30 protein-coding genes are annotated in these 25997 nt (G+C 63.2%); 16 read left to right on the forward strand and 14 right to left on the reverse strand.

All coding sequences use genetic code 11. The features are described 5' to 3' along the window. Positions 1 to 10 precede the first annotated feature (10 nt). Positions 11 to 1498, reverse strand: a complete 1488-nt coding sequence (locus tag NKI32_RS12340) for a carboxypeptidase M32 (RefSeq protein WP_353002727.1) — start codon at positions 1496 to 1498, stop codon at positions 11 to 13. A 146-nt stretch (positions 1499 to 1644) separates the two neighbouring features. Between NKI32_RS12340 and NKI32_RS12345 the strand changes: the two genes are divergently transcribed. Beyond that, the gene (locus NKI32_RS12345) at positions 1645 to 1998 is read left to right on the forward strand and encodes a DUF1304 domain-containing protein (RefSeq protein ID WP_023711988.1); all 354 of its coding nucleotides are present in this window, start codon (positions 1645 to 1647) and stop codon (positions 1996 to 1998) included. A gap of 79 nt (positions 1999 to 2077) precedes the next feature. Here NKI32_RS12345 and NKI32_RS12350 read toward each other — a convergent pair whose 3' ends face one another. From NKI32_RS12350 to NKI32_RS12380, 7 genes are all read right to left on the reverse strand, one after another. Further along, positions 2078 to 2503: a hypothetical protein gene (locus NKI32_RS12350; RefSeq protein WP_353002728.1), complete on the reverse strand. Its 426-nt coding sequence runs from the start codon at positions 2501 to 2503 to the stop codon at positions 2078 to 2080. A gap of 239 nt (positions 2504 to 2742) precedes the next feature. Continuing rightward, the gene (locus NKI32_RS12355) at positions 2743 to 3774 is read right to left on the reverse strand and encodes a peptidoglycan -binding protein (RefSeq protein ID WP_353002730.1); all 1032 of its coding nucleotides are present in this window, start codon (positions 3772 to 3774) and stop codon (positions 2743 to 2745) included. A 1-nt stretch (position 3775) separates the two neighbouring features. Next, on the reverse strand, positions 3776 to 4801 hold the full coding sequence (locus tag NKI32_RS12360; RefSeq protein WP_023668754.1) for a MotA/TolQ/ExbB proton channel family protein: 1026 nt from the start codon (positions 4799 to 4801) through the stop codon (positions 3776 to 3778). Positions 4802 to 4980: 179 nt separating this feature from the next. Beyond that, the gene (trhA, locus tag NKI32_RS12365; RefSeq protein ID WP_023700276.1) at positions 4981 to 5697 is read right to left on the reverse strand and encodes a PAQR family membrane homeostasis protein TrhA; all 717 of its coding nucleotides are present in this window, start codon (positions 5695 to 5697) and stop codon (positions 4981 to 4983) included. A gap of 110 nt (positions 5698 to 5807) precedes the next feature. Then, entirely contained in the window at positions 5808 to 6608 is an 801-nt protein-coding gene (locus NKI32_RS12370) for an inositol monophosphatase family protein (protein ID WP_023684166.1), read from the reverse strand. 22 nt (positions 6609 to 6630) lie between these two features. After that, a complete protein-coding gene (gene efp / locus NKI32_RS12375; RefSeq protein ID WP_023668757.1) occupies positions 6631 to 7197 on the reverse strand; it encodes an elongation factor P in 567 nt (188 codons plus the stop codon). Between the two features lie 141 nt (positions 7198 to 7338). After that, positions 7339 to 8202 (reverse strand): LysR family transcriptional regulator, encoded by an 864-nt coding sequence (locus tag NKI32_RS12380; RefSeq protein ID WP_023688948.1) that lies wholly within the window; start codon positions 8200 to 8202, stop codon positions 7339 to 7341. A gap of 101 nt (positions 8203 to 8303) precedes the next feature. Between NKI32_RS12380 and NKI32_RS12385 the strand changes: the two genes are divergently transcribed. Further along, the gene (locus tag NKI32_RS12385) at positions 8304 to 9320 is read left to right on the forward strand and encodes a zinc-dependent alcohol dehydrogenase family protein (RefSeq protein ID WP_353002732.1); all 1017 of its coding nucleotides are present in this window, start codon (positions 8304 to 8306) and stop codon (positions 9318 to 9320) included. 9 nt (positions 9321 to 9329) lie between these two features. Here the strand turns inward: NKI32_RS12385 and NKI32_RS12390 are convergent, their stop codons facing one another. The 3 genes from NKI32_RS12390 to NKI32_RS12400 all read right to left on the reverse strand — a co-directional run bounded on the left by NKI32_RS12390 (position 9330) and on the right by NKI32_RS12400 (position 12148). Next, positions 9330 to 10439 carry a tetratricopeptide repeat protein gene (locus NKI32_RS12390; protein WP_353002734.1) on the reverse strand — a complete coding sequence of 370 codons (1110 nt, stop codon included), beginning with the start codon at positions 10437 to 10439 and terminating at the stop codon, positions 9330 to 9332. Between the two features lies 1 nt (position 10440). After that, complete coding sequence (locus NKI32_RS12395) at positions 10441 to 11088, reverse strand: thiamine phosphate synthase (protein WP_352741537.1); 648 nt, start codon at positions 11086 to 11088, stop codon at positions 10441 to 10443. Between the two features lie 142 nt (positions 11089 to 11230). Continuing rightward, the gene (locus tag NKI32_RS12400) at positions 11231 to 12148 is read right to left on the reverse strand and encodes a DMT family transporter (RefSeq protein WP_023716071.1); all 918 of its coding nucleotides are present in this window, start codon (positions 12146 to 12148) and stop codon (positions 11231 to 11233) included. A 129-nt stretch (positions 12149 to 12277) separates the two neighbouring features. Here NKI32_RS12400 and NKI32_RS12405 point away from each other — a divergent pair, with 129 nt between their 5' ends. Further along, positions 12278 to 12715 carry an Lrp/AsnC family transcriptional regulator gene (locus NKI32_RS12405; protein ID WP_023704892.1) on the forward strand — a complete coding sequence of 146 codons (438 nt, stop codon included), beginning with the start codon at positions 12278 to 12280 and terminating at the stop codon, positions 12713 to 12715. Here NKI32_RS12405 and NKI32_RS12410 read toward each other — a convergent pair. Continuing rightward, entirely contained in the window at positions 12672 to 13169 is a 498-nt protein-coding gene (locus NKI32_RS12410; protein ID WP_023728625.1) for a GNAT family N-acetyltransferase, read from the reverse strand. The two genes, NKI32_RS12405 and NKI32_RS12410, sit on opposite strands and share 44 nt — an antisense overlap. 215 nt (positions 13170 to 13384) lie before the next feature. Between NKI32_RS12410 and NKI32_RS12415 the strand changes: the two genes are divergently transcribed. Beyond that, positions 13385 to 14155 (forward strand): sulfite exporter TauE/SafE family protein, encoded by a 771-nt coding sequence (locus tag NKI32_RS12415; protein ID WP_023668765.1) that lies wholly within the window; start codon positions 13385 to 13387, stop codon positions 14153 to 14155. Positions 14156 to 14162: 7 nt separating this feature from the next. On the opposite strand, the gene NKI32_RS12420 is transcribed toward NKI32_RS12415, so the two are convergent. Continuing rightward, a complete protein-coding gene (locus NKI32_RS12420) occupies positions 14163 to 14714 on the reverse strand; it encodes a DUF2269 family protein (RefSeq protein WP_353002736.1) in 552 nt (183 codons plus the stop codon). A 368-nt stretch (positions 14715 to 15082) separates the two neighbouring features. Between NKI32_RS12420 and NKI32_RS12425 the strand changes: the two genes are divergently transcribed. The 6 genes from NKI32_RS12425 to NKI32_RS12450 all read left to right on the forward strand — a co-directional run bounded on the left by NKI32_RS12425 (position 15083) and on the right by NKI32_RS12450 (position 19638). Next, complete coding sequence (locus NKI32_RS12425; protein WP_023716072.1) at positions 15083 to 15406, forward strand: hypothetical protein; 324 nt, start codon at positions 15083 to 15085, stop codon at positions 15404 to 15406. Between the two features lie 385 nt (positions 15407 to 15791). Then, positions 15792 to 16322: a protease adaptor protein RcdA gene (gene rcdA / locus NKI32_RS12430; protein WP_023684175.1), complete on the forward strand. Its 531-nt coding sequence runs from the start codon at positions 15792 to 15794 to the stop codon at positions 16320 to 16322. A 67-nt stretch (positions 16323 to 16389) separates the two neighbouring features. Beyond that, complete coding sequence (gene ruvC / locus NKI32_RS12435; protein ID WP_023668769.1) at positions 16390 to 16896, forward strand: crossover junction endodeoxyribonuclease RuvC; 507 nt, start codon at positions 16390 to 16392, stop codon at positions 16894 to 16896. 10 nt (positions 16897 to 16906) lie between these two features. Then, positions 16907 to 17527, forward strand: a complete 621-nt coding sequence (ruvA, locus tag NKI32_RS12440) for a Holliday junction branch migration protein RuvA (protein ID WP_023684176.1) — start codon at positions 16907 to 16909, stop codon at positions 17525 to 17527. 43 nt (positions 17528 to 17570) lie between these two features. Continuing rightward, positions 17571 to 18608: a Holliday junction branch migration DNA helicase RuvB gene (ruvB, locus tag NKI32_RS12445; protein WP_023716073.1), complete on the forward strand. Its 1038-nt coding sequence runs from the start codon at positions 17571 to 17573 to the stop codon at positions 18606 to 18608. Positions 18609 to 18744: 136 nt separating this feature from the next. Continuing rightward, entirely contained in the window at positions 18745 to 19638 is an 894-nt protein-coding gene (locus NKI32_RS12450; protein WP_353002737.1) for a metallophosphoesterase, read from the forward strand. Positions 19639 to 19781: 143 nt separating this feature from the next. On the opposite strand, the gene NKI32_RS12455 is transcribed toward NKI32_RS12450, so the two are convergent. Then, positions 19782 to 21032 (reverse strand): glycoside hydrolase family 5 protein, encoded by a 1251-nt coding sequence (locus NKI32_RS12455; RefSeq protein WP_353002738.1) that lies wholly within the window; start codon positions 21030 to 21032, stop codon positions 19782 to 19784. A gap of 65 nt (positions 21033 to 21097) precedes the next feature. Here NKI32_RS12455 and ybgC point away from each other — a divergent pair, with 65 nt between their 5' ends. From ybgC to NKI32_RS12485, 6 genes are all read left to right on the forward strand, one after another. After that, positions 21098 to 21568 (forward strand): tol-pal system-associated acyl-CoA thioesterase, encoded by a 471-nt coding sequence (gene ybgC, locus NKI32_RS12460; RefSeq protein ID WP_353002739.1) that lies wholly within the window; start codon positions 21098 to 21100, stop codon positions 21566 to 21568. Positions 21569 to 21880: 312 nt separating this feature from the next. Continuing rightward, positions 21881 to 22591, forward strand: a complete 711-nt coding sequence (gene tolQ / locus NKI32_RS12465; protein ID WP_023673844.1) for a protein TolQ — start codon at positions 21881 to 21883, stop codon at positions 22589 to 22591. Between the two features lie 9 nt (positions 22592 to 22600). Then, entirely contained in the window at positions 22601 to 23053 is a 453-nt protein-coding gene (tolR, locus tag NKI32_RS12470) for a protein TolR (RefSeq protein WP_023673843.1), read from the forward strand. Between the two features lie 7 nt (positions 23054 to 23060). Beyond that, on the forward strand, positions 23061 to 24218 hold the full coding sequence (tolA, locus tag NKI32_RS12475) for a cell envelope integrity protein TolA (protein WP_353002740.1): 1158 nt from the start codon (positions 23061 to 23063) through the stop codon (positions 24216 to 24218). 40 nt (positions 24219 to 24258) lie between these two features. Further along, positions 24259 to 25563: a Tol-Pal system beta propeller repeat protein TolB gene (gene tolB / locus NKI32_RS12480; protein ID WP_023737860.1), complete on the forward strand. Its 1305-nt coding sequence runs from the start codon at positions 24259 to 24261 to the stop codon at positions 25561 to 25563. 77 nt (positions 25564 to 25640) lie between these two features. After that, positions 25641 to 25979, forward strand: a complete 339-nt coding sequence (locus NKI32_RS12485) for a four helix bundle protein (protein ID WP_353002741.1) — start codon at positions 25641 to 25643, stop codon at positions 25977 to 25979. Positions 25980 to 25997: the final 18 nt, after the last annotated feature.

Below are 25997 nucleotides of genomic sequence, written 5' to 3' on the forward strand. Positions count from 1 at the left end.
CAACCCGCAATCAGGCGGGACCATACCGCTTGCGGAGATGCTCGGTGAAATGCGCGGCATTCAGTTTCTCGCCGGTGGCGCGCTCAAGCAGTTCGGGCGTCGACCAGCGCGATCCCTGCGACCAGATCTTGTCGCGGCGCCAGTCATTGATGGCGGCGAAATTGCCCCTGGCGAGATCGCTGTCGGCTGAAGGATGGTCGCGCGTCAGCGCAGCCCATTGCTGCGCCGCCATCATGGCGCCCAGCGTATAGGACGGGAAATAGCCGAAGGCGGCGCCCGGCCAATGCACGTCCTGCATCGGTCCGTCGGCTGGGTTGTCGATGGTCGAAAGGCCAAGATACTCCCGCATCTTGGCGTCCCAGGCTTCGGGCAGGTCGGCCGCCTGCAGCCGCCCCGAGACCAGCTCCTGCTCCAACTCGTAGCGCAGGATGACATGCAGCGGGTAGGTGACCTCGTCGGCGTCGACGCGGATCAGGCCGCGCTCGACCCGGTGCACATGCGGCAGGATGTCGTCCAGCGACCAGGCCTCGCCGAGATGCTTTTCCACCACCGGCAGCGCCCAGCGCCAGAATTCGGGGTTGCGGCCGATCTGCTTTTCGACGAACAGGCTCTGGCTTTCATGCACCGCCATGCCGCGCGCCTTGCCGAGCGGCCAGTGCGCCCAGGCCTTCGGTAGGTTCTGCTCGTAGAGCGCATGGCCGGTCTCGTGCAGCACGCCCATCAAGGCCGACAGGAAGTCGGACGTTTTGTAGCGGGTGGTGATGCGCACGTCGCTCGGCACGCCGCCGCAGAAGGGATGGTGCGATACGGACAGAGAACCGTGGGTGAGGTCGAAGCCGACCGAAGCCATCATGGCGAGACCAAGCTCGCGCTGCCGGTCGATCGCATAGCTGCCGGAGAGCGGCTTCACGGGATGCTTGGCCAGGCGCGCTTCCTGCGCGGCCAGGGCTTCCGGCACGAAGCCCTTCAGGAATGTCTTCAGCTCGGTGAAGACCGGCGTGATGTCGGCGGCGCGGTTGCCAGGATCGTATTGCTCCATCAGCGCGTCGTAGGGATCGAGGCCGAGCGCGTCGGCGCGCAGGGCGGCTTCCTCGCGCACCAGCGCGATGACACCTTCGAGCGCCGGCAGGAATCCGGCCCAGTCGTTCTTGCCGCGCAGGTCGCGCCAGAGTTGCTCCGAGCGCATGCGCGCTACCGTCTGGCGCTCGACGAATTCGACCGGCAGGCAGGTCAGGTTGGTGTATTGCCGGCGCAACTCCCGGACCGCGGCTTGCTGCTCCTCGTTGAGCGCTTCAGCTTCTGCAGCGGCGAGCCAGTCGGCGATCTCCGGCGCCGTTGCCCTGATATGCAGCATGCCGGAAAGGGAAGCCATCGCTTCGGCGCGCTTCTCGCCGCCGCCGACGGCCATGTGGGTCGCCTCGTCGGCGCCGAGGATAGCGAGCGCATGTTCCAGCGCTTCGAGCTTGTGGCCGAGATCATCGAGCTTCTGAAAAGACATGGCAGGTTCCGCGTTTTGGACCGCGGGAAAAGATACCAACGCGCCAGGATTGGCAACCCTCAAAGGTGGCTATGCAGCTTGCGCCGATGAGCTTGTGCGTGGAATGCTGGCTGGCGGTGGAACACCGCCATGCAGGGGAGACTAAGATGATCGGCAATATCCTGGTCGGGCTGGTGGCCCTGATCCACCTCTACATCGTCTATCTGGAGATGGTGGCGTGGGACACACCGCGCGGGCACAGGGCGTTCAACCTCAAGCCGGACTTCGCCAGCGCATCGAAGGTGCTCGCCGCCAATCAGGGGCTCTACAACGCCTTCCTTGCCGCCGGGCTGATCTGGGGCCTCTATCTCGGCGCGGCGGGATTCCAGATCAAGGTGTTCTTCCTGCTTTGCATCGCCGTCGCCGGGCTCTATGGCGCGGCGACTGCCAGCCGGAAGATCCTGTATGTTCAGACCGTGCCGGCGGTGCTGGCCCTCGCTGCGCTGTGGCTGGGCTGGTGACAAAAAAGACGCCCTCGGAACCAGATCCCGCGGGCGTCAGACAGTCCCTTCCTCATTCCTGGAGATATCAGAACGGACCTCAGCCGTTCGGATAATTCCCGCCGTCGGAGCCATCACCGATCATGAAGCCGCTGCCGGTGTCGGACATCAGCCTCTGATCGACATTGTCGAGGCGGCGCAGCAGATCGTGATATTGCGCGGCCGGGATCCGGCCATGGTCCGAAGCGGCGACCCCTTCGGCGGCCTGGCCGATATGCGCCGCACGCAGATGCAGCCACTGCGCTTCCGAGGTCGAGATGCCCTTCGTCTCGCGCGCATCCGCGATGCCCTGTTCGACGCCCCGCACCTGCTCGATCAGGCCGGTCACGCGCGGACCGGTCATGTCGGTCGGGTCGCTGGCGTCGAGGGCGCCCTTGTGATGTCCGGCGGCATGGGCGCCGGCGAGTGGAACAGTGATCAGAAGTGTCGTGAGGGTTGCGGTCCTGAGAGTCTTCAAAGAGCGCATGATGTGCGTCTCCTCCTGCTGTGGAAGGGGCAAGCGCTTTCGCTCCACCTTCCGGAAGCGGGCCGTCCGGTTCCGTCGCGTCGCGATGGGAGGCATCGCCGGCGGTTCTCGGCCCTGCGCGTCAAAGTAGGAGCCCGGAAACGCGAAGTGTAATTAAAGAAAGATAATGTTTTCAGGCCTTGCCGGCTTGGCGTTGCGCCCTAGAGTTGAGCCGGCAAACAATTTCGCGTGACTGAAAATCACCGTTCGGTGAGCTTCAGTTCAATGCGTCGGTTCTTGTTGCGGGCGTCTTCGGTGTCGGCGGGGTCGAGTGGCTGGAATTCGCCGAAGCCGGCCGCAACCAGCCGGTTGGCGGGCACGCCGTTCTCGATCAGGTATTTGACCACCGAGGTCGAACGCGCCGTCGACAATTCCCAATTGTCGCGATAGCGGCCGGCGCCGGACAGCGGCTTGTTGTCGGTGTGGCCGTCGACGCGCAGCACCCAGTTGATCTCGGGCGGGATTTCCTTTTGCAACTCGATGATGGCATCGGCGAGCTTCTTCATCTCGACTTTGCCGGCATCGTTGATCACTTCCGACCCGGTCGGGAACAGAACTTCCGACTGGAAGACGAAGCGGTCGCCGACGATGCGGATGTTCTCGCGGTCGGCGAGGATTTCGCGCAGGCGGCCGAAGAAGTCGGAGCGATAGCGGTTCAGCTCCTGCACGCGCTGCGCCAGCGCGACGTTGAGCCGACGGCCGAGATCGGCGATCTTGGTGTTGGAATCGCGGTCGCGCGTTTCAGAGACGTTGAGGGCATCCTCGAGCGCGCCGATCTGCTTGCGCAGCGCTGCGATCTGCTGGTTGAGGATCTCGACCTGGCTCAGCGCCTGCTGGCTGATCTGGCGCTGGCTGTCGAGTTCGCCGCCGAGTTCCGCGGCGCGCTGGGTGGCGGCGTCGCCGGCGCCGGCACCTTGCGCCAGCAGCTGCTCGAGCCGGCTCTTCTCAGCTTCGGCGGCCGACAGCGACGCCTGCAGATTGGCCAGCGAATCGTCCTTGTCCTGCGCGCTCGAGCGCTCCAGCGCCAGCAACTGCGTCAGTTCGTTGATCTGCGAGTTGAGGCGCGTGAGCGCCGTATCCTTGCCGGAGAGTTCGCGTCCGAGCAGGAACTGCGCCAGCACGAAAACGGTGAGCAGGAACATGATGGCCAGCAGCAGCGTCGACAGCGCGTCGACGAAGCCCGGCCAATAGTCGATCCGGCGATCGGTGCGCCGGCCCCTGGCGAGAGCCATGCTAGTGGACCCCGGGTTTCTTCAGCGCGTCGGCGATCTTTTCCAGAGTGTTGCGCATCGCCTTCTGCTCGTCCGACTGAGCCTCGACCCAGTCGCGCATGATCTGCTGCTCGGAGCGCATGTTCTTGACCAGGCCGGAAATGCCGTCGGCGAGATTCGCCATGGCGGTGGCGACGCGCGGATTGGAGCCGCCGCCGCTTTCCTGCATGCTGCGCAGCCGTTCCGACAGGACCCGGATCTCGTCGGAGGATTCAGTCTTGGCCGGGTCGGCGACGGCGATGTCGGAGGAGAGATCGGTGACCGAGGAGAGCCAGTTTTCCAGCTCGGTATAGAAACGGGTCTGGGCGCGGCCGGCCTGCAGGTCGAGGAAGCCTAGCACCAGCGACCCGGAAAGACCGAACAGCGAGGACGAAAAGGCCGTGCCCATGCCGGCCAGCGGTGCCGACAGCCCCTGCTTCAGCGAATCGAGCACCGCGGCGGCGTCGCCGGTGCCGGGATCGAGCGATTCGATGGTTTCGCGGATCGAGCCGATGGTGTTGAGCAGGCCCCAGAAGGTGCCGAGCAAACCGAGGAACACCAGCAGGCCGACAAGATAGCGCGACGTGTCGCGGCTTTCGTCGAGGCGGGTGGCGATCGAATCCAGCATGGTGCGCATCGAAGACGTCGAAAAGGCGACCGTCGAGGAGCGGCCGATCATCGCCTTCATCGGCGCCAGCAGCACCGGCTCGGTGGTTTCGGAACCGGCGCGGAAGGAATTGACCCAGCGCACTTCGCGAAACAGTCGTCCGACCTGGGCGAAGGCGAGCAGGATGCCGACCACAAGGACGCCGACGATGAGGCCATTGAGGCCGGGATTGCTCCCGAAAGCGGTCGAGATCTGGCGGGTGAGGATGGCGGCGATGAAGGCGACGATGACCAGGAAGATGACCATGGTCAGGAGGAAGACCTGCGGGCTCGACAGTTTGTGCGGATCGTACATCAGGACATCAGAACGCCTGCCCACGCCGAAGGATCTGAGAAAAGCCATCCGTGCCCCGTTTCCGATGCTCTATTTGCCTTGACGCAATTCCGAACGGGAAGCCGCTCATACTTCCCTGGAACCGCTCCATTGCCGCCGATCACGTAATTCGCGACTCTAAACGGAATTGTGACCAAATTGAATGGCGCTTGGCAATATTGCCCGACTGTCGGGCCGCACCACGCCGTTCAGAGGCGGTTGACGACCAGGCAGTCGACCATTGCGGCAAGATGCAGCCCGGCGCCGGTGACGACAAAGCCGTGCCAGAGGGCATTGTGAAAGCGCAGGCGTTTCCAGGCGAAGAAGATGACGCCGCAGGAGTACACGATGCCGCCGGCGACAATCAGCGCGATCGAAGTCGTCGGCAACGTCGCCACCAGCGGCTTGACCAGGACGACGCCGCTCCAGCCGATGGCGAGATAGAAGACAATGGCCAGACGATCGAAGCGGCCGGGCAGGAACACTTTCATGGCAATGCCGGTCAAAGCAGCGGTCCAGACAAGCACAATCATCGGCAGCGCCAGCGGCGAGCCGTCGAGCTGGGCCAGAAAGGGCGTGTAGGTCGCGGCGATCAGGAGATAGATCGCCGCATGATCGAAGCGCCGCAAGATCCACTTCGCCGGCGACGTCACCGGCCACAGATTGTAGGTCAGCGAAATCGACAGCACAGTCAGCAGCGACACCACGAAGAAGGCGGCGGCGATGTATTCGCCGGGACCGGCATGGAAGGCGGCCAGCGCCAGCAACGCCGAGCCGGCGGCTATCGCCAGCACGATGCCGACCGCGTGGACGATGCCATCGGCGATCATCTCCGCACGCGAATAGTGCCAACGCCCGACAAAAGGGATTTCAATTGGCTGGTCTGGCTGCGCTTCTCGCGAGGATAGTGAAGGTATGCTCGTCATAAAAGATCCTGCGTCACCCTTATCTGGGCGGCCGCCGGGCAGTATTTCAAGCTTTGATTGCGGTTTTGCGACTGCGGCGCTTCAGCGCGCCGCGCCGGCATGCCAAGTGATCAGCGCGCCGAAAGCGGCTTCTTCACCGCCTTGAGCAGCGCGCGCTGGATGACCTCGTTGCCAGCGACGAGCGAACCCGCCTCGAGCATATCCTGGCCGCCATCCATGTCGGAGACGAAGCCACCGGCCTCGCGGATCAGCAGCAGGCCGGCGGCAATGTCCCAGGCCGACAGGCCGGTTTCCCAAAAGCCGTCCATGCGGCCTGCGGCGACATAAGCGAGATCGAGCGCGGCGGAACCCAGGCGGCGCACGCCCGAGACCTCGGCCATCACATTGCGCAACTCGACGAGGAAATTGCCGTGCTGGCCGCGGCCGAGATGCGGCACGCCGCAGCCGATGACGCAGTCGGTGAGCTTGCTGCGGCCGGCAACGCGCAGCCGGCGATCGTTCATGAAGGCGCCGCCGCCGCGCTCGGCGGTGTAGAGCTCATCCATTGCCGGATTGTAGATGACGGCGGCGACCAACTGGCCCTGTCGCTCCAGCGCGATCGAGATGGAAAAGATCGGAATGCCGTGCAGGAAATTGGTGGTGCCGTCGAGCGGGTCGACGATCCAACGGTGCTGGTCGTCGTCCCCTGCGATCATGCCGCGCTCTTCCATAAGGAAGGCATAGCCCGGCCGTGCCTTCGACAGTTCGGCAAACAGGATGTCCTCGGCCTTGCGGTCGGCTTGGCTGACATAGTCGCCCGGTCCCTTCATCGACACCTGCAGGTTCTGCACCTCGCCGAAATCGCGCGACAGCGAGCGGCCGGCCTTCATGGCGGCCTGGACCATGACATTGAGAAGTGCGGAGCGTGCCATCGTATCTGTTCCTGCCTACGCGTCAGTCTGCGCGGCGCATGTAGGTGAGTTCGTTGGTGTCGACGACGATGCGTTCGCCGGCGCCGATGAATGGCGGCACCAGCACGCGGATGCCGTTTTCCAGCACCGCCGGCTTGTACGAGGACGCGGCCGTCTGGCCCTTCACCACCGGGTCGGCCTCGGTGATGGTCAGCGTCACCTGGTCGGGCAGCGAAATGCCGATCGGCCTGTCCTCATAGAGCTGGACCGTCACCATCATGCCGTCCTGCAGGAAGGCGGCGCGGTCGCCGACGAAATCCTTCGCCAGCTCGAGCTGCTCGTAGCTCTGCGTGTCCATGAACACCAGCGCGTCGTCCTGGGCGTAGAGGAAGGAAAAATCCTTCAGATCGAGCCGGATCTGCTCGACGGTCTCGGCCGAGCGGAAGCGCTCGTTGAGCTTGGTGCCGTTGATCAGGTTCTTCAGTTCGACCTGGTTGTAGGCACCGCCCTTGCCGGGCTTGACGGTGTTGGTCCTGACCGCCACCCAAAGGCCGCCATCGTGCTCGATGACATAGCCGGGACGGATTTCGTTGCCATTGATCTTGGCCATGATGAGATTGATCCGGGATGCTACCAACGGCTTGGCCGTTGGTATGGGGATGGTCGCTGGACAAGCGATTTCGGGCCCCCAAGACCACAAATCGGCAGGAGAGGCAAGGGATGCCAGATCGCCCGACAGCGGCTGGTAGCCTCAAACCTGGGCTGCAATGACTTTGCCGACGGCCTCGACTATGGCATCCGCAGCCTCAGTCAGCCGGTTGAGATGAGGCGAACGAAGTGCGGCGACCTGCAAGGAAAGGTCGACATCTTCCGTGTTGACCAGCATGAGGCCGTCGGGAAGTCCGCGCCTTGCAAGACGCAACGGCACTAGCCCAAGGCCGTGCCCCCGACGGACCCATTCCATCTGCAAGGCCGGATCCTGTATCTCCGCCGCGATCTCGAAATAACGCCTTCCGCCGACCAGAACGGACATGAGTTTCTGGCGCGCGTCGCAAGGGGCCGGACTAAGCACCCACGGCATGGGTGTCCGGCCACCGTCTTCCGGATCGGGGACGGTGGACGCAGCTATGACGCCAAGACGTTCAGTGCCAAGCGCTTCCGGACCTGGCTTATCCGACGATCGCAGAACAATCGTCACATCGAGCTCGCCGCGTTCGAATTGATCGATCAGTTCGGCGCTCCAGCCGGTCTTGAGCCGTAGCGACACTTTCGGGAACGCCGCCGCGGCGTTGGCGATGGCCCCGGCGATGTCGCGGTCCGAGAGGCCATGGGCGAGACCCAGGCGGAACAGTCCTTCCGGCTCGGTCTTTCCGGCGAAGGATTTCAGCGCTTCTACGGAAGCGATGATATCGCGGCCGCGCGCCAGCACTTCCAGCCCCGTCGGCGTCAGTCGCGGCGGCTTTTGCCGGCGGTCGAGCAGCGTCGTGCCAAGCATGTCCTCCAGCCGCTGGATTTGCCGGGTCACAGCCGGCTGGGTCAGCGGCAGGCGCCGGGCGACCTTCTGGATCGAGCCCTCCTCGGCAAACAGGGCGAGCGTGCGCAATTCCTCAAGCATAGCCAGAACCATGTCTCGTAGGCATAATCATTGTAAACATTATGAATTTGAAATCCATCGCCTGGCAAGCAATTTTCCTTTCAAACGAAAGGACGACGACAATGAAGGCAATCGAACTGCAGAAGCCGGGCGGCATCGACAATCTCAAGATGGTCGAACGGCCAATGCCGGAACCCGGCCGTCAGGAGATGATCGTCAGCGTCAGGGCGACGGCGCTCAACTATCGCGATGTCGAGATCGCGCGCGGCAGCTATCACACGACATTCCCCTTGCCGCTGGTGCCGCTTTCCGACGGCGTCGGCGAGGTCGTTGCGGTTGGCTCCGAGGTCAGCCGCTTCAAGGTCGGCGACCGGGTCTGCGGCACGTTCTGGCAGCGATGGGTCGGCGGCAGCTTCGCCATGGCCGAACCCTCATACCAGCGCGGTGGCCCCATCGATGGGCTGCTAAGCGAATTCGCCCGGCTGGACGAACAGGCGGCGGTCATCGCCCCGGCGCAGCTCAGCGATGTCGAGGCGGCGACGTTGCCTTGCGCCGCAGTCACTGCCTGGCATGCGTTGTTCACCGAGGGCAAGCTCAAGCCAGGCGAAACCGTGCTCAGCCTCGGCACCGGCGGCGTGTCGCTGTTTGCCGTGCAGTTGGCAAGGGCGGCCGGCGCGCGCGTCATTGTTACGTCGAGCAGCGATGAGAAGCTTGCCCGGGCGAAGGGGCTTGGCGCGCATGATGGCGTCAACTACCGCGACGATCCGGATTGGTCGTCGGCCGTGCTGGCGCTGACCGATGGCCGCGGCGCCGATCACATCATCGAAGTCGGTGGTCCCCAAAGTTTCGCGCAGTCGCTCAAGGCGTCGGCGCGCGGCGCCCAGATCAACGTCATCGGTTATCTCGGCAGCAGCGAAGGGGTGATCAATCCGCTCGACATCTTCCGACGCCAGGTGAAAGCACGCGGCATACCGGTCGGCTCGCGCGAGTCCTTCGAAGCGATGAACCGGGCGCTCGCCGTCAATCGGCTGCGGCCGGTGATCGACCGGGTCTTCCCATGGGCAGAGGCAGCGCAGGCCTTTCGCCATCTCGAACACGGCTCTCCCTTCGGCAAGGTCGTGCTGGATCATACACAGTGACGTTGCGTGTCAGGGCAGGCGGTTGGCCTTCTGCAAGGCTTGCTTTGTCTGATCGTCGGTCAGCCCTTGCAGGAAATCGTCCATCTCCGGATCGATAAGGCCGGCGCGGCGGGCGACCACATACCAGGCCCCGGCCAGGATCAGGTCGGGGTCGGTTCCGATGCCGCCCATATAGAGCTTTGCCAACCGGTTCTGGGCAGCGACATTGCCGCCTTCAGCTGCCTGCTTCATCCAGTTGAAGCCGGATTTCAGGTCGCGAACACCGCCCCGGCCCTCGATCATCCAGGCGGCAAGATCGATCTGAGCGGTGTCGTAGTTCTGCCTGGCAGCCTGTGCCAGCAAGCTGCGGGCCTTTCCATCGTCGCGGGTCTTGCCGCCGACGCCATTGGCATAGACCTGCGCCATCGCATACTGGGCGTCGGCAAGCCCTGTCGCCGCGGCACGCTCATAATAAGGCACAGCCCTGGCGATGCCGGCATCGCCCGGATCCTGCTGCACGAGCAATTGCGCGAAGTTGAACTGCGCCAGCCGGTTGCCGGCCTCGGCGGCGGCCTGCATCAGCGCATAAGCTCCCTTCTCGTCCTTCTTGACGTAGCGGCCGTCGAGCAGCATCAGCGCATACTGGAACTGCGATTCAGGAATCCCCTGCTCGGCGGCCTGCGCATACCATTTGGCGGCTTCCGCTGGGTTGAGCGGCACGCCCAACCCGCGCGACAGGATCTCGGCCACCAGCGTTTGCGCCGCCGGGTCGCCATTCTGAGCCCGCACCAACGCCAGATTGTAGGCTGTCTTGTAAAGGCCGCGCTGGAAAGCGCCATAGGCGGGGTCCGCCGGCTTGGCGCCGAAACGTTCGGGGTTGATCGCGTCGGCCGACGGCAGCGGCGCGGTTGTCGCGGGCTGCGGCAGCGGGGTGTCGATCGGCTTGTCGATATGGACGCCGGAATCGGTGGCGCCGGCTTTTGGGGCACCCGCATCGGGGGCGACCGCATCCGGCACGCTGAGGGCGGGCGCGCTGGTGTCCGGCCTCGGCTGCGGCAGCGGAACGGTTTCCGCCGCGATCGCTGCCCCGCTTATCAAGGCCGCAACGAGAACCGCGAGAGGAAGTCCAGGTCGGCGCACGTCAGCCCTCGAAGCGCGGCGCGGTTTGGTCGAGCAGCGCATTGGCGGCAGCAATCGCCGCCTTCGGATCGGCGCCTTCGGCAAAGACGGCGCTGGACAGCGCCACGAACTCGGCGCCAGTGGCGGCCACCGCTTCTACCGAAGCGATGGCGGAACCGGCCATGACAATGCAAGGGATCTCAATCACGTCCGCCCACCATTGCCCGAGCGACAGGTTGCGCGGATGCGGTTCCGGCTTGTTGTCGTAGCCGAAGCGGCCGAAGAAGATGTAGTCGGGCCTGGTTTCGCCGAGTTCCAGCGCGTCGTCGCGCGTCTTGGCGCCACCGGCGCCGACCATCATCTTGCCCTGGAAGTGTTCGATGGTCTCGGCGAGCGCGTCCTTGGAAACCTCGACATGAATGCCGTCGGCCTGGACACGGCCGGCAATGCGGGTATCGCCGGCGATGATGACGGCGATGCCGGCCGCTTGCGCAGCCGGTACGATCTGTTCTGCAAAGGCCTGGAAGGCAGCCTCGTCCATGCCGCTCTCAGGCAGGATCAGCGAAGCGATATCACCGCCGTCGAAGGCAGCCGCAATGCGCTGCGCCGGAGCGTCCTTGGGTGCGATCAGCACGATGCGGCAGCGGTTGGGGGGTGTTGCGTCGTTCATGGCTTTCGATCCCGGGTTTCGCCTTTGCCGGGCGAAGATGGTTGCATTGCGGCATAGAACAAAGCGCCCGCCTTGAACAGGCGGGCGGGGAACGATGCGCTGGCTTTGGTTTACGATCGCCGGCGAGCCGACGCTCTGCGGCTCATTTGACGGCTTGCGGGCTTTCGGCCGGCGATTTGGCCCTCCACAAAGTCCAGCCGAGATTCATGCCGGCGGCGGCGATCAGGATGGCGGCTGCGCCGACGAGCTGGGCCGGATGCAGCCGGTGGCCGAAGGCCATCACATCGACCAGGATCGCAACGACAGGATAGATGAAGGACAGCGACCCCTGCAGATGCGTCGGCAGTTTCTGGATGGCGGCGTACATCAATATGTACACCAGGCCGGTGTGAACGACGCCAAGCGTGGCCAGCATGGCCCAGCTCCAGGCATCGGCGGGCAAATGCGAGAGGTTGGCAAAGGGCGCCAGCATGACGACGCCGACGCAGACCTGGATCAGCGCGATCAGATGCGGCGGGGTGCCCTTGAGCTTCTTGGCGACGATTGCCGCGACAGCCCAGAAGAAGGCCGCTCCGAGCGCCATGACGATGCCGATGACATAATCTGTGCCGGTTATGCCGGAACCGACACCCGCATCGGGCCCTGTCTGCACGATTAGCAGCATGCCGGCGAAGGCGATGCCGAGCCAGGTCAGTTTGGCCAGGGTCAGCCGCTCGCCGAAGAACAGCGCGCCGAAGCCGACCAGCATGAAGGGCTGCGTGTTGTAGACCGCCGTGGCAATCGAGATCGAGGCGCGGGAGAAGGCGCTGAACAGCAACAGCCAGTTGATGACGATAGCCGCGCCGCCAAGAGCGGCGATGGCAACAATGCGCAGCGTCAGCCTGCCGCGCAGCAGCCCGAGTGCCGCGCAGGTGATCAGCAGCGCCACCGCGCCGAAGGCGCAGCGCCAGAACACCACGTCCATAACGGGCTGGCCCGACATGACGACAAACCAGCCGATCGTGCCGACGATTGTCATCGCCGCCGTCATCTCGATCGTGCCGCGTACCGTGTTGTCCATGACAATACCTCTATCTGTTGATGCCATAATCTCATGCCGTCTTGAGGGTTTATATACCCTATGAAAGGTGATAGGGGGGCAGGACCTTATTTAATAAGGCGCGCGCTGCCCTTTTGCGAGGAGATGAAAATGCTGGACGAGTTGGACAGAAAGCTTCTCGACATCCTGATCCTGGATTCGCGGACTTCGTTGAAGGATCTGGCGCAGCAGGTCGGGCTGTCATCGCCGAGCGTCTCGGAACGGCTGCGGCGGCTCGAGGAACGCGGCGTCATCCGCGCCTTCACCATCGAGATCGACCCGGAAGCGCTGGGGTTTCCGTTGCAGGCGATCGTGCGGGTGCGGCCACTGCCGGGCAAGCTGCATATCGTCCAGAAGCTGATCGAGGAGATCCCGGAATTCGGCGAATGCGACAAGGTCACCGGCGACGACTGTTTCGTGGCCCGGCTCTACGTGCGCTCCATCGGCGAGCTCGACAAGCTTCTCGACCGCATCGCCGACAAGGCGGAGACCAGCACCGCCATCATCAAGGCGCAGCCGATCCGGCGCCGTCCGCCGCCACTGAATTAAGCTCCAGCTTGTAGCCGATGTGGCTGGCCTTGAAGCCGAGCCGGTCATAGAAGCGATGCGCGTCCTGGCGGCTCTTGTTGGTGGTCAGCTGGACAATCTTGCAGCCGCGTTCACGGCACTGTTCGACCGCCCATTCCAGCAGACGCTGTCCCAGCCGTTCGCCGCGGCGGTCCGCGGCGACGCGCACAGCCTCGATCTGGCCGCGCAAGGCGCCCTGCAGCGACAGCCCGGCGAGATAGCTGATCTGCAACGTGCCGATGACTCGGCCGCTATCCGTCATCACGGCAAGAAACTGGTTGGGGTCGGCGTCGATGGCGGCAAAGGCGTCGCGATAGGCCTTGGCGAGTGGCTCGGTCGCATCCTCGCGGCTGCGGCCAAGCGGATCGTCGGCGAGCATGGCTACGATGGCAGGCAGGTCGGCCGCTTCGGCGCGGCGGATGTGGGGTTCGCTCATTGTCAAAAACCTGGGGTCAAAACCTGGGGCCAAAACCTGGGGTCAAAACCTGATGCATCGGACGGCGCCCTTATGCATCGGCGGCGATCTTGCCGTAAATCCGGAACCGTCGCTTTACGCACAGTTGATCGACACGGCCGGCATTTTCCCGGTCGCGGCGCAAGGGTTTCTGGGCTATTGCAGGGCAACCGTCTTCCCTCCAGCATTTCCAGTTCATGTCAGGTCTGCTCGCCGATCCGTGGTTTTATGCCGCCGCCATTCCGGCGGTGATACTTGTCGGGCTGTCGAAAGGCGGCTTCGGCGGCGCTGTCGGCTTCGTTGGCGTGCCTTTGATGGCGCTGGCCATGCCGCCGGTGCAGGCGGCGGCCATCCTGCTGCCGATCCTGTGCCTGATGGACATCGTTTCGGTGTGGACGTGGTGGGGCGTCTACGACAGAAAGATGCTGGTCGACATGATGCCGGGCGCGGTGATCGGCATTGGGCTCGGCTGGCTGACGGCAGCGCTCGTAACCGAAGAGATGGTGCGGCTGATCGTCGGCGCTGTCGCGCTGATCTTCGTGCTGCGCTGGCTCTATCTCCAGTTCCGCCACGGTTCCGACCATGCGGCGGCGCCCAACCGCATCGCCGCCGCCTTCTGGGGCACCGTCGCCGGCTTCACCAGCTTCGTCGCCCATGTCGGCGGGCCCCCCTTCCAGGTCTATGCGCTGCCGATCCGGCTCGATCCGAAGGTGCTGTCGGGGACATCGGCGATCTTCTTTGCCGCCACCAACGCGCTGAAGCTGATCCCCTACTTCGCGCTTGGCCAGTTCGACACCGCCAACCTGACGGCGTCGGCCGTGCTGATGCCGCTGGCGCCGCTGGCCACCATCGCCGGCGCCTGGCTGGTGCGGCGCATGCGGCCGGAGATTTTTTATCCCTTCACCTACGCGACCGTGGCCGTGGTCGCGGTCAAGCTGCTTTGGGACGGGATCGCCGGCCTGCTCTAAATCCCGCTCAGGCGGCTGCCGGTTTGGTTCGCGGGGCGCTCGCAAAGGTCAGCGATGCACCACCAACGACCACGACCGCCATGGCGCCGAGAGTGGCGATGTCGTGCGCGGTCGGCTTCAGCACCATGTCGGCGACGACGACGATCATGATGACGAAATCGAACTTGACGATCCGTATCATGCGGCGCCCAAACGCTATGGCAGCCGGGGTCATGCCGTCCGCGGCAAGCATTGTGGCAAGCTTTTCGAACGAAGGCTTCAGCACGAGGATACCGGTCAGAAACGCGGCGGCGTAGCCGCAAAGGCCGATGACGACCCAAAGGTCGGAGAAGCCGGTCCATAGCGAAGTCAGCACCAGACCAGAAGCCAGGGTCGCGACGGACGCCGGCACGAACAGACGCAAGCCGAGTTTGTCCGTCATTCTCAGCATGACCATCAGCGTCTCGTCGTCGCCGGCGCGATCGGCGAGTATCGAAACCAGCAGCATGGCGAAACCGCCGCCGAGCCAGAGGATCGCTGCCATGACATGCAGGAATTTGAAGAGAGAATACCAGTCCATTGCCGCTCCTTGTGCATCGTTCCGGGGGTAAACGCTGCTTTCGCGCGTCTGCTTCCGAAGGAGGGCGGATTATCTCCGTACATGTATCCAGAAGATGCCGCGTGGGTGCCGGCTTGTTGCGGTGGCGCCGTCGCCGGATTTTACCGCCAGCCCGCACAATACCCGGCATTTGCCGGATAGACGCCGTGTCGGCATTGGCTGGTTTCGCGGCATGATCCTGAAACCTGCGGGGACTAAGCCGCTCGCGACCGACGCTCCATTTTGGCCGCGCGCGGTCGGACCAAGTCTGCAACAACCAACGAGGGTATCCCATGTAAGGCGTAGCACGAAATTTCTTCACCCTGGCCGTCATCTATTCCCTCTGCGGCATGGCGCTCGGCCTGGATATGGCGATCTCCAATGACCATGGGCAGATGCCGACCCACGCGCACACCATGGTGGCGGGCTGGCTGATGTCGGCGGTGTTTGCTTTCTTCTACCACCTGTTTCCAGCGGTCGGGCAAAAGACGATTGCGGTCGTGCATTTCTGGCTGACGGCAATCTGCGGCATCGCACTGATGATCGGGCTTTACTTTGAACTTGCCGGCCATCCGGAGATCGAGCCGGTGCTGGGTTCCTCCTCGATGGGCTTTTATGCGGCAATGCTGCTGTTCGCCTTCATTTCCTTGCCGGCTGTATGGAAGAAGGCATGAACAAGCTGACGATCAGGCTTCGGGGGTCGTTGTGCTGATACGGCACAGAAGGGCAGCGGTCGATCAAGAAATATTCGCGCCGTTAAGGGTTCATTAAGCTTTACAGGTGTTTACTATGTCCATCCAGTGATCTGGATTCTTACCGAGTGGTTGGAGCCACTTCGTTTGACGCCTCCCTGTTAAACTCCTGAGAGCCGCCTTATCCGCGGCTCTTTTTTTGTCTGCTTTTGGTCCGCTTGGCGCCCCTGCGCAGGCGTTAACCGTTTGTTAAACATGTGCTTGCCTTCGCCGGCGGCGAAGCGCATTTTCAAGCTTCAGTCATCTAGGGTGCCGGCGTGACGGCGAGAAGCCGAATCAGCCGACGGGGCAGTGCAGGGGCGTATCGATGAACGAGCCTTCGAAGGGCATCGCGAAAACCATCAAGCTGGCGGAACGCCGGGTTTTCTCCCAATCCTTCAAACCGCTCTACCAGGAAGGCATGGGCCTGGTCGAACAGGCAGCCGAGTATCTTGACGGCAAGGGCCGTGCCGAGGCCAAGAAGCTGTCCAGGCTGGCGGCGACGCTCTATGCGGCCGAATCGATGCGGCTGACCACAAGGTTGATGCAAGTCGCCTCCTGGCTGCTTTTGCAGCGGGCGGCAAATTCCGGCGAGATGACCCGCGACCAGGTCGCTTCGGAAAAATCCAAGGTGCGTCTCGACACCGCCTCGGCGCATGACGAAGCGGTCGGCTGGGGCGAACTGCCGAAGGATTTCCTCGACCTCGTCACCCGCTCGCTGCGCCTGCAGGCGCTGGTGCGCCGCATGGACGAAGAGATCTATGGCGGCGCGTTTGCCGAGACGCCTGCCGCCGCCCGCCGCGTCAATCCGGTTTCCGACCAGATCACGCTGCTGAATACGGCTTTCGCTCGAGGTTAAACGCTTCCCGTTTCTGGTTTGTTCACATTTCCCTGACATCGCTGTGCGCCGGAGGTAGACTTCGCGCATGAGGGAAGCGATTCGCATTATCGGTATCGATCCGGGGCTGAGGCGCACCGGATGGGGCATCGTCGAGAGCCTCGGCAACTCGCTGCGCTTTATCAGTTCCGGCACTGTACGCTCCGACGACAAGGCGGCGCTGGCGACACGGCTCTGCCAATTGCATGACGGGCTGGCCGAGATCCTGCATGCGGCCATGCCGCAGGAAGCGGCCGTCGAGCAAACCTTCGTCAACAAGGATGCGGTGGCGACACTGAAGCTCGGCCAGGCGCGCGGCATAGCCATGCTGGTGCCGGCGCGCGCCGGCCTTGTCGTCGCCGAATATGCCCCCAATGCCGTCAAAAAGGCGGTGATCGGCGTTGGCCATGGCGACAAGAAGCAAATCCACATGATGGTCAAGGTGCTGTTGCCGAAAGCCGTTTTCGACACCGAACATGCCGCCGACGCGCTAGCTATCGCCATCTGCCACGCGCATCACCGGCAAAGCGTCGCCTACAGGATGGCGCTGGCATGAGGGATCACGCATGATCGGCAAATTGAAAGGCACGCTGGACGAGATCGACGAGGATTTCTGCCTCGTCGATGTGCACGGCGTCGGCTATGTCGCCTATTGCTCGGCGCGCACGCTGGCCGCGCTGCCTTCGCCCGGCGAGGCGGTGGTGCTGTTCATCGAGACCTATGTGCGCGAGGACATGATCCGGCTCTACGGTTTCCAATCGGTGCTTGAGCGCGAATGGTTCCGGCTGTTGATGAGCAATGTGCAAGGCGTCGGCGCCAAGGTGGCGCTGGCCATCCTGTCGACGCTGGCGCCGGCCGACCTCGCCAATGCGATCGCGCTGCGCGACATCGCCATGGTCAGCCGCGCGCCCGGCGTCGGCAAGAAGGTGGCCGAGCGCATCGTCACCGAATTGAAGAACAAGGCGCCGGCCTATGCCGGAACCGCCTCCGGCGCCATCGGCCTGAAGCAGGAACTCGGGGAAGGCGTGGCGCCGGCGCCCATCACCGACGCCGTCTCGGCGCTGGTCAATCTCGGCTATTCGCGCGACACCGCAGCCAATGCTGTCGCGGCGGCGCTGAAGACGGCCGGCGAGGACGCCGATGCCTCGAAGCTCATTCGTTTCGGGCTGAAGGAACTGGCGCGGTGAGTGATTGCTTGTCCGGTCCTTTGCCCTGTGCGAGGAAGGCCGCATGAGCCTTTCACCCCGCCTCATTGCCCCGGAAAAGCGCGGCGAGGATGCTGAGCAGACCTTGCGGCCGCAGACGCTCGCCGATTTCGTCGGCCAGGCCGCGGTGCGGGCCAACCTCAAAGTCTTCATCGAGGCCGCCAAGGGCCGCAGCGAGGCGCTTGACCATGTGCTGTTCGTCGGGCCGCCGGGGCTTGGCAAGACAACGCTGGCGCAGATCATGGCGCGCGAGCTCGGCGTCAATTTCCGCTCGACCTCCGGTCCGGTGATCGCCAAGGCCGGCGATCTCGCCGCACTTCTCACCAATCTGGAAGACCGCGATGTACTGTTCATCGACGAGATCCACCGGCTCAATCCGGCAGTCGAGGAAATCCTCTATCCGGCGATGGAGGATTTCCAGCTCGACCTGATCATCGGCGAAGGTCCGGCGGCACGCTCGGTCAAGATCGATCTTGCCCGCTTCACGCTCGTCGCCGCCACCACCAGGCTCGGCCTTTTGACCAACCCGCTGCGCGACCGTTTCGGCATTCCGGTGCGGCTCAATTTCTATTCTGTCGAGGAACTGGAGCAGATCGTGCGGCGCGGCGCCCGCATCCTGCAAATGCCGCTTCGCGCCGATGGCGCGCTGGAGATCGCACGTCGCGCCCGCGGCACGCCGCGCATCGCCGGCCGGCTGCTGCGCCGGGTGCGCGACTTCGCCTCCGTTGCCGGCGACGGTCACGTCGACAAGCAGGTTGCCGACGAAGCCCTGACGCGGCTGGAGGTCGACGCGCTCGGCCTCGACGCGCTCGACCGCCGCTATCTCTCGATGATCGCGCGCAATTTCGGTGGTGGGCCGGTCGGCATCGAAACCATCGCCGCCGGCCTGTCCGAGCCGCGCGACGCCATCGAGGACATTATCGAGCCCTATCTGATCCAGCAGGGTTTCATCCAACGCACGCCACGCGGCCGCGTGCTGACCGCCAATGCCTGGCGCCATCTCGGCCTCGACGCACCGAAGGATCTGGCGCAGCAGCAGATCAACCTGTTCCAGGAAGAGTAACGGAGATTTGTCCTCCGGAACGGGCTGTCTGCGCAGAATTTCCTCAAGCCTGCCAGCGTGAAGGCGCATTCCTGGATGCTATCGGGCGTCGTAGTGTCGGCGCGAACTGCTCCGATCAAGCGTCGGAGCCAGAAAAGTGATCACCAGACGCGGGTTCCTGAAATTCGTCGGGGGTTCGTTCCTCTCGCTGGCGTCGCTCAGTGCCTATGCGGTCGGCATCGAGCCGATGCTGTTGACCCATGTGAAGCGCTACCGGCTGACGCCGCCGCATTGGCCGGCGGGCTTGAAGCTGCGCGTTGTAGCACTTGCCGATATTCACGCCTGCCGCCCCTGGATGACGCCTGAGCGGATCGCTTCGCTCGTCGAGGGTGCGAACGTGCTGCAGCCCGATCTGATCGTACTGCTCGGCGACTATATCTCAGGCATGTCCCTGGTGACGAACCGGGTGGAGGCCCATGAATGGGCTCCGGCCTTGTCAGGACTGAAGGCGCCGCTTGGTGTCCTGTCGATCCTCGGCAATCACGACTGGTGGCACGATCCTTTCGCGCAGCAGGCCGGAGCGGGGCCGACTGTGGCGCGCAAGGCATTGGAGGAAGCCGGCATCTCGGTTCTGGAGAACGACACTGTGCGTCTGGGATACGGCTTCTGGATCGCCGGACTCGCCGACCAACTGGCACTGTTACCGAACAAGGCCGCAGGCCGCGACAAATTTGAAGGCCTCGACGATCTCGACGGCACGCTGGCGAAGGTCAGCGACCAGGCGCCGATCATCCTGCTCGCGCATGAACCTGACATCTTTCCGAAACTGCCGGGGCGGGTTTCGCTGACGCTGTCGGGCCACACCCATGGCGGACAGGTCCGCCTGTTCGGCTATTCGCCGGTGGTGCCGTCCCGATTCGGCAACCGCTATGCCTATGGCCATGTCGTCGAGAATGACCGCAATTTGATCGTGTCAGGCGGGCTCGGCTTCAGCATCGCACCGGTGCGATGCGGCATGCGGCCGGAAATACTACAGATCGACCTCGGTTAGAGCATGCCGGTATTCAGGTGATGCCGGCCTGCAAATGAGGTGTTCCTGCGCTTCCGGTAGTCACGGACCAAAGTCCGCTCCGTTCCGGTTCTCGGACCCTCATTTTCGACTCGGCCTGATCTGGATCTCGACATGCCCTAGGGCTAATGGAGCGAGCGGATTGCATCCATCACGGCGGGTTCGGCCTTTTCGCCGTTGAAGGCATCGACGATGCCGAAGGCGCCGCCAAAACTCCACACCGACCATGAGAAGCCATGCGCCTCGGCGCGCGCGATCATGTCTTTGACATAGGCGGCGCGGTATTTGGGCGGCATCACATAGGGGTTGCCATCCTCCTGGCGGATCATGCCGAACTCGCCCAGCGTGATGTTTTCCGGCTTGATGGCGTTGGCCTTCGCCCAGGCCTCGACCTTTTCGAACGGCGCATCCATGACGCCGAGCAGCTTTTCGTCCGTGTCCATGCTGGCGGCTTGTTCATCGAGATAGGCGAGCAGGCCGTTCCGTCTGGTCCATGGCGCCTCGGCTTTTATCTTGGCGCGGATTGCATCCAGCGTCGCATCGAGCTCGGCGCGCGGCACCGCGGTCAGCGGATAGGGCAGGCCGGTGACATAAGGGATGAAATCGCCGGCCCAGGTCGCGCCCTGATGGGTCAGCAGGAACGGGTCGTAGGAGTGGAAGGTCCAGATGATGTTGTCGTCGGGGATCGACTTTGGGTCGATCCTGACCAGCGAAGCCCCATTGGAATAACAGGCGCCGGTCAGGATCAGCGTCAGCCTGGTGGCCGAGGCGCGCGCGGCCGCGAACAGCTTTTGCTGACGCTCCGGCCACAGGCTGGTGCCATCGCTGTCGCAGTCGACGATAGGCTCGTTCATCGGCTCGAAAGCGACCTGCGCCGGGTCCTCAGTGGCAAGCGTGCGCGCCATTTTGCGGACGACCTCGACATAGGCGTCGAAGGTTGCGGGATCGTCCATCACCTGGCCCATGCCGATCTCGCGGCCGCCGCCGGCGGGGATCAGGTGCATGTCGACGATCACTTTCAGACCGGCCCGGTTGATCATGCGCGCCGAGTCCCGCACGCTGGCATAAAGGTCGTCACGCAGCGCCAGTGTCTGATCCGACATAAACGGCGAGGGATCGACCGGCATGCGCAGAAAGTCGAAACCGGCGGCCTTCAGCGCCTTGAGGTCATCCTCGTTGAGGAACTTGCGCCATTCCGGATAGGGCAGGATGGCTTGTCGGTCGTTCCATTTGTCTTCTCCGACCCAGGTCGTCCACTGGTCGAGGTTGAGGCCGCGCTTTATCGAAAAGCTAGCGGCCTGACCGGGAAGCGCAGACGCCGCCAGCACCAGCAGCGCTGCCATCACGGTCTTGATCATCGCCGTCAACAGTGCCATCCGGTTTGCTGCGCTGGTGATTTTGGCAAGACAGGTGCCCCGCCGGGGGCAAAAAGGAAAGCGCGATGGACGATCATGGTGAATCGGCGGCGCTTGCCGGCGGGCTTTCTGGAGTCTTGACGCAATTCGGCCATCGGCTGATGGCGCGGGTCTATTATGCCGACACCGACTTCTCCGGCGTCGTCTACCATGCGCGCTATCTCGAATTCTTCGAGCGCGGCCGCTCGGACTATCTCAGGCTGACCGGCGTCCACCACACCGAACTTCACGAAGGCAAGCACGGCGAACGGATCGTCTGGGTGGTGCGGCGGATGGAAATAGACTTCCGCTCGCCCGCCCGCATGGACGACATCCTGACCATCGACACATCGACGCAGGATATTTCCGGCGCCCGCATCGTCATGGCGCAGCAATTGAAACGCGGGACAGAGGTGCTGGTCGAGGCAAAGGTCGAGGCGGCGATCATCGGTGAGAACGGCAGGCCGAAACGCTTTCCGAAAGAATGGATCGCGGCCTTTCTACCAGGAGCAAGCTGATATCCAGGCTTGCCAGCCGTCAACGAGCGGCCAATCGACAGCGCATTCGATAGTGGATGGACGGCCAGCGGCGTCGCTGGGCGCGGCAATGCGCCGCGCCATATTTCCTAACCCATCCTTAACCATAACGGTTCATGAAGAGATTGGTGAAGATTGGAAGAATCCGCGCGCCTTCCTTTCACCAATATTTGCCCTGAAAAGGCCGCCAACGGTGCATTTTGGGGTTAATCCGCAAGCCAAGCGCAAACGGACCACAAGGGATGCCAATGGGCCAGCCGCCAGCGATGCCCGGAAAATCTTAAGGACTGAAGCATGGAAACTACCGCACTCGCCGATCCGGCAGCGCAATTGTCGATTTGGGCGCTGTTCACACAGGCCAGCTGGGTGGTCAAGCTGGTCATGATAGGTCTGCTCTGCGCCTCGGTCTGGACCTGGGCGATTATCGTCGACAAGCTGGTCAGCTATGCCCGCATGCGTCTGTCGCTCAATCGCTTCGAACAGGTGTTCTGGTCGGGGCAGTCGCTGGAAGAGCTCTATCGCACGCTTGCCGACCGCAAGACCACGGGCATGGGTGCGATCTTCGTCGCCGCCATGCGCGAATGGAAGAAGAGCTTCGAGAAGGGGGCCAAATCGCCGCTCGGCCTACAGACCCGCATCGACAAGGCGATGGACCTGGCGTTGACGCGCGAGATGGAGAAGCTGGAGGGCCGTCTCGGCTTTCTCGCCACCACCGGTTCGGCTGCACCCTTCATCGGCCTGTTCGGCACCGTCATTGGCATCATGACCTCGTTCCAGGCGATTGCCGGTTCGAAGAACACCAGTCTCGCGGTTGTCGCACCCGGCATTGCCGAAGCGCTGCTGGCGACGGCCATCGGTCTTCTCGCCGCCATACCGGCGGTTATCGCCTACAACAAGCTGTCATCCGACGCGAACAAGATCGCCGTGCGGATGGAAGGGTTCTCGGACGAGTTCTCCGCCATACTCTCGCGCCAAATCGATGAAAAAGTAGCGCCTAAGGGCTGAGGTAAGAAGATGGGTATGTCGGTTGGCATGGCAGGACGCGGCGGACGCGGACACAGGCGGCGCGGCCGCCACCATGCATTGATGTCGGAAATCAACGTCACGCCGATGGTCGACGTGATGCTGGTGCTCTTGATCATCTTCATGGTCGCCGCACCTATGTTGACGGTCGGCGTGCCGGTCGACCTGCCGGAGACTAAGGCCAAGGCTATGAACGCCGACACCCAGCCGATCACCGTTTCGATCGACGCGGCCGGCAAGATTTTCCTGCAGGAGACCGAAATCCCAAGGGAAGAGCTGGTCGCCAAACTGCAGGCGATTTCCAAGACCGGCTACGAAGAGCGCATCTTCATCCGAGGCGACAAGGCGACCAACTATGGCGCCGCGATGGAGGTCATGGCCCTCATCCAGGCCGCCGGCTACAAGAATATCGGCCTGATTTCACTGCAGCAACAGGATCAGTAGACGCACGATGAAGACCGGCCTCACCACATCGGTGATACTGCATACGGTGGCACTGGCTTTCGGCCTGTTCACCCTGTCGGCGCCGGCCGCGCTGCCGTCCACGGATGTCGAGTCGATAGCGGTCGACATCGTTCCCATGGAAGCCATTGCGCAGACGCTGCAGGGCGACAAGAAGGCGGTGATGCATGAAAAGCCGGCGCCGATGCCGACCAAGCGTCCCGACATCGTGCCAGATGCACAGAAGATCGGCGAGAACAGCGTTGATACCGACAAGCCGGTGACGGACGAGCCCAAGCCGAAGCCGGTGGAGAAAACAGCGACGGCTGCTCCGGCTCCTACGCCGACCGAGAAGCCGAAACCCGAGGACGCGCCGAAACCGAAGGAAGTGCCGAAGCCGACGCCGGCGACGGAGGTGGCACCAACGCCGCAGCCGAAGGAAGAGGTCAAGCCCGAGCCGGTGAAACAGGCTGAACCGAAGCCGACCCCGGTGAAGGAGCCTGCACCAACACCGCAGCCGGACACGACCGCCGCCATAGAGCCGAAGCCACGCGTGAAGCCCGACGCGGTCGCCGAAGCCATATCGGATCAGCAGCCTCTGGAAGAAGCGCAGCTTCCGACTTCCGCTCCTGCTCCGGAAGCACGGCCGAAGCCGCAGCCGGCGCAGGCTGAAAGCGCGAAGGCTCCGGACCGCAAGGACGCCGACAAGCCGGTCAAGGAAGCCTCGTCGAAGCCGAAGTCCGAGGAAAAGCAGTTCAATGAAGGTGAGATCACTGCTCTGCTCGACAAGCAGAAGCCTTCTGGCGGCGGCGCCAAGCGCTCGACGCAGCAGGCGTCCCTCGGCGCCGACAAGACCCAGGGCCAGAAACTGTCGCAGGCCGAAATGGGCACTTTGTCGGATCAGCTGGGCAATAGCTGGACCCTTCCGGTGGGGGTTGAGGGCTCGGAAAACTTCGTCGCCGTGATCGTGTTCAATCTCGATGCCTCCGGCAAGCTCGAAGGCCGTCCGACCGTCGAAAAATCGAGCGGAAACCGCCAATTCGACGAGAGTGCGGTACGTGCCGTCCAGAAGGCAAACATGGCTGGCCTGCAAGTTCCTGCCGGCAAGCATGATATCTGGGCCCAGGTTCGAGTCACTTTCGACCCCAGGGAGATGCTGGGGCTCTAGGCCTGGTATCCACAAAATCAGTTACGAGAAGCGAGAAGACATGAAATCCATCCTCAAGCCGCTCCTGACGATTGCAGCCATGGCGCTGGGCATGACTGCCGTTGCCACCTTGCCGGCGCGAGCACTCGTCGAGATCAACGTCAACAAGGGCAATGTCGAACCGTTGCCGATCGCAATCACCGATTTTCAAGGTGAGCTTGGCGCCCAGATTTCCGATATCGTCAGCGCCGACCTGAAACGCTCAGGCCTGTTCGCACCGATAGACAAGAACGCCTTCATCGAGAAGATCGCCAATCCGGATGCGCAGCCGCGCTTCGACGACTGGAAGGTGATCAATGCGCAGGCGCTGGTTACCGGCAGTGTCGCAAAGGAGGCGGACGGCCGCATCCGCGCCCAATACAGACTGTGGGATACTTTTGCCGGCCAACAGATGTCGGGCGAACAGTTCTTCGCCAATGATGCCAATCAGCGCCGCGTCGCCCACATCATCGCCGATGCGATCTACGAGAGGCTCACCGGCGAGAAGGGCTATTTCGACACCCGCGTCGTCTTCATCGACGAATCCGGCGCCAAGAATGCGCGCAAGAAGCGGCTCGCCATCATGGACCAGGACGGCGCCAATGTGCGCTATCTCTCGGACGGCCGCTCGATCGTGCTGACACCGCGTTTCTCGCCGAACCGGCAGGAAATCACTTACATGTCGTACGAAAGCGGCCAGCCGCGGGTCTATCTGCTGCAGATCGAGACCGGACAGCGCGAACTGGTCGGCAACTTTCCCGGCATGACCTTTGCGCCGCGCTTCTCGCCCGACGGCCAGAAGGTGATCATGAGCCTGCTGCGCGATGACGGCAATTCCAACATCTTCGCCATGGATCTGCGAAGCCGCTCGACCACCCGGCTGACCAACTCGACCGCCATCGACACCTCGCCCTCTTATTCGCCCGACGGCAGCAAGGTGGTATTCACTTCCGATCGTGGCGGCCGTGCGCAGATTTATGTGATGGGCGCCGACGGCTCGGGCCAGACCCGCATTTCGTTCGGCGACGGCGTCTATTCGACGCCGGTGTGGTCGCCGCGCGGCGACCTCGTCGCCTTCACCAAGCAGACCGGCGGCGAATTCCAGATCGGCGTCATGAAGACCGACGGTTCGGGCGAGCGCATCCTCTCCTCGGGCTTCCAGCAGGAGGGACCGACCTGGGCGCCCAACGGCCGCGTGCTGATGTTCTTCCGCGACTCCGCCGGCGGCCCAAAACTGGTTTCCGTCGATCTCACCGGCCGCAACGAACAGTCGATCCCGACCGCGAATTTCGCGTCGGATCCCGCCTGGTCGCCGCTGCTGGAGTAAGGGGATTTGGAGAACTGCGGAATTGAAGAACTGGGGAAATGGAGAAACGGGGACGGTACGTCGGGCGCGCGAGGGACTTGGAGGTCTATAAAAGGGCCTACCTGGTTTCTCTTGAAATCCACAAAGCCACGCTTGCCTTTCCAAAGATCGAGCAATACGCGCTCGCTGACCAGTTGCGCCGATCCAGCAAGGGCATTTGCGCCAATCTGGCTGAGGGATTTGCCAAGCAGACCCACTCCAAGCCTGAGTTCGCACGGTTCATTTCGATAGCGTTGGGGTCATGCAGCGAAGTCGAGACCTGGATCTCTTACGCATTCGATCTCGGATACATCGAGCAGGTGCAATTCGACGAGTGGCAGCTGTCTTACAGCCAGATCTACGGAATGTTGGTGAATCTCAGAGGGTCACTGAGGTGACCTTTTTTCCCCAGTTCC

Source organism: Mesorhizobium sp. M0761 (genome assembly GCF_040320205.1).
GTDB lineage: Bacteria > Pseudomonadota > Alphaproteobacteria > Rhizobiales > Rhizobiaceae > Mesorhizobium.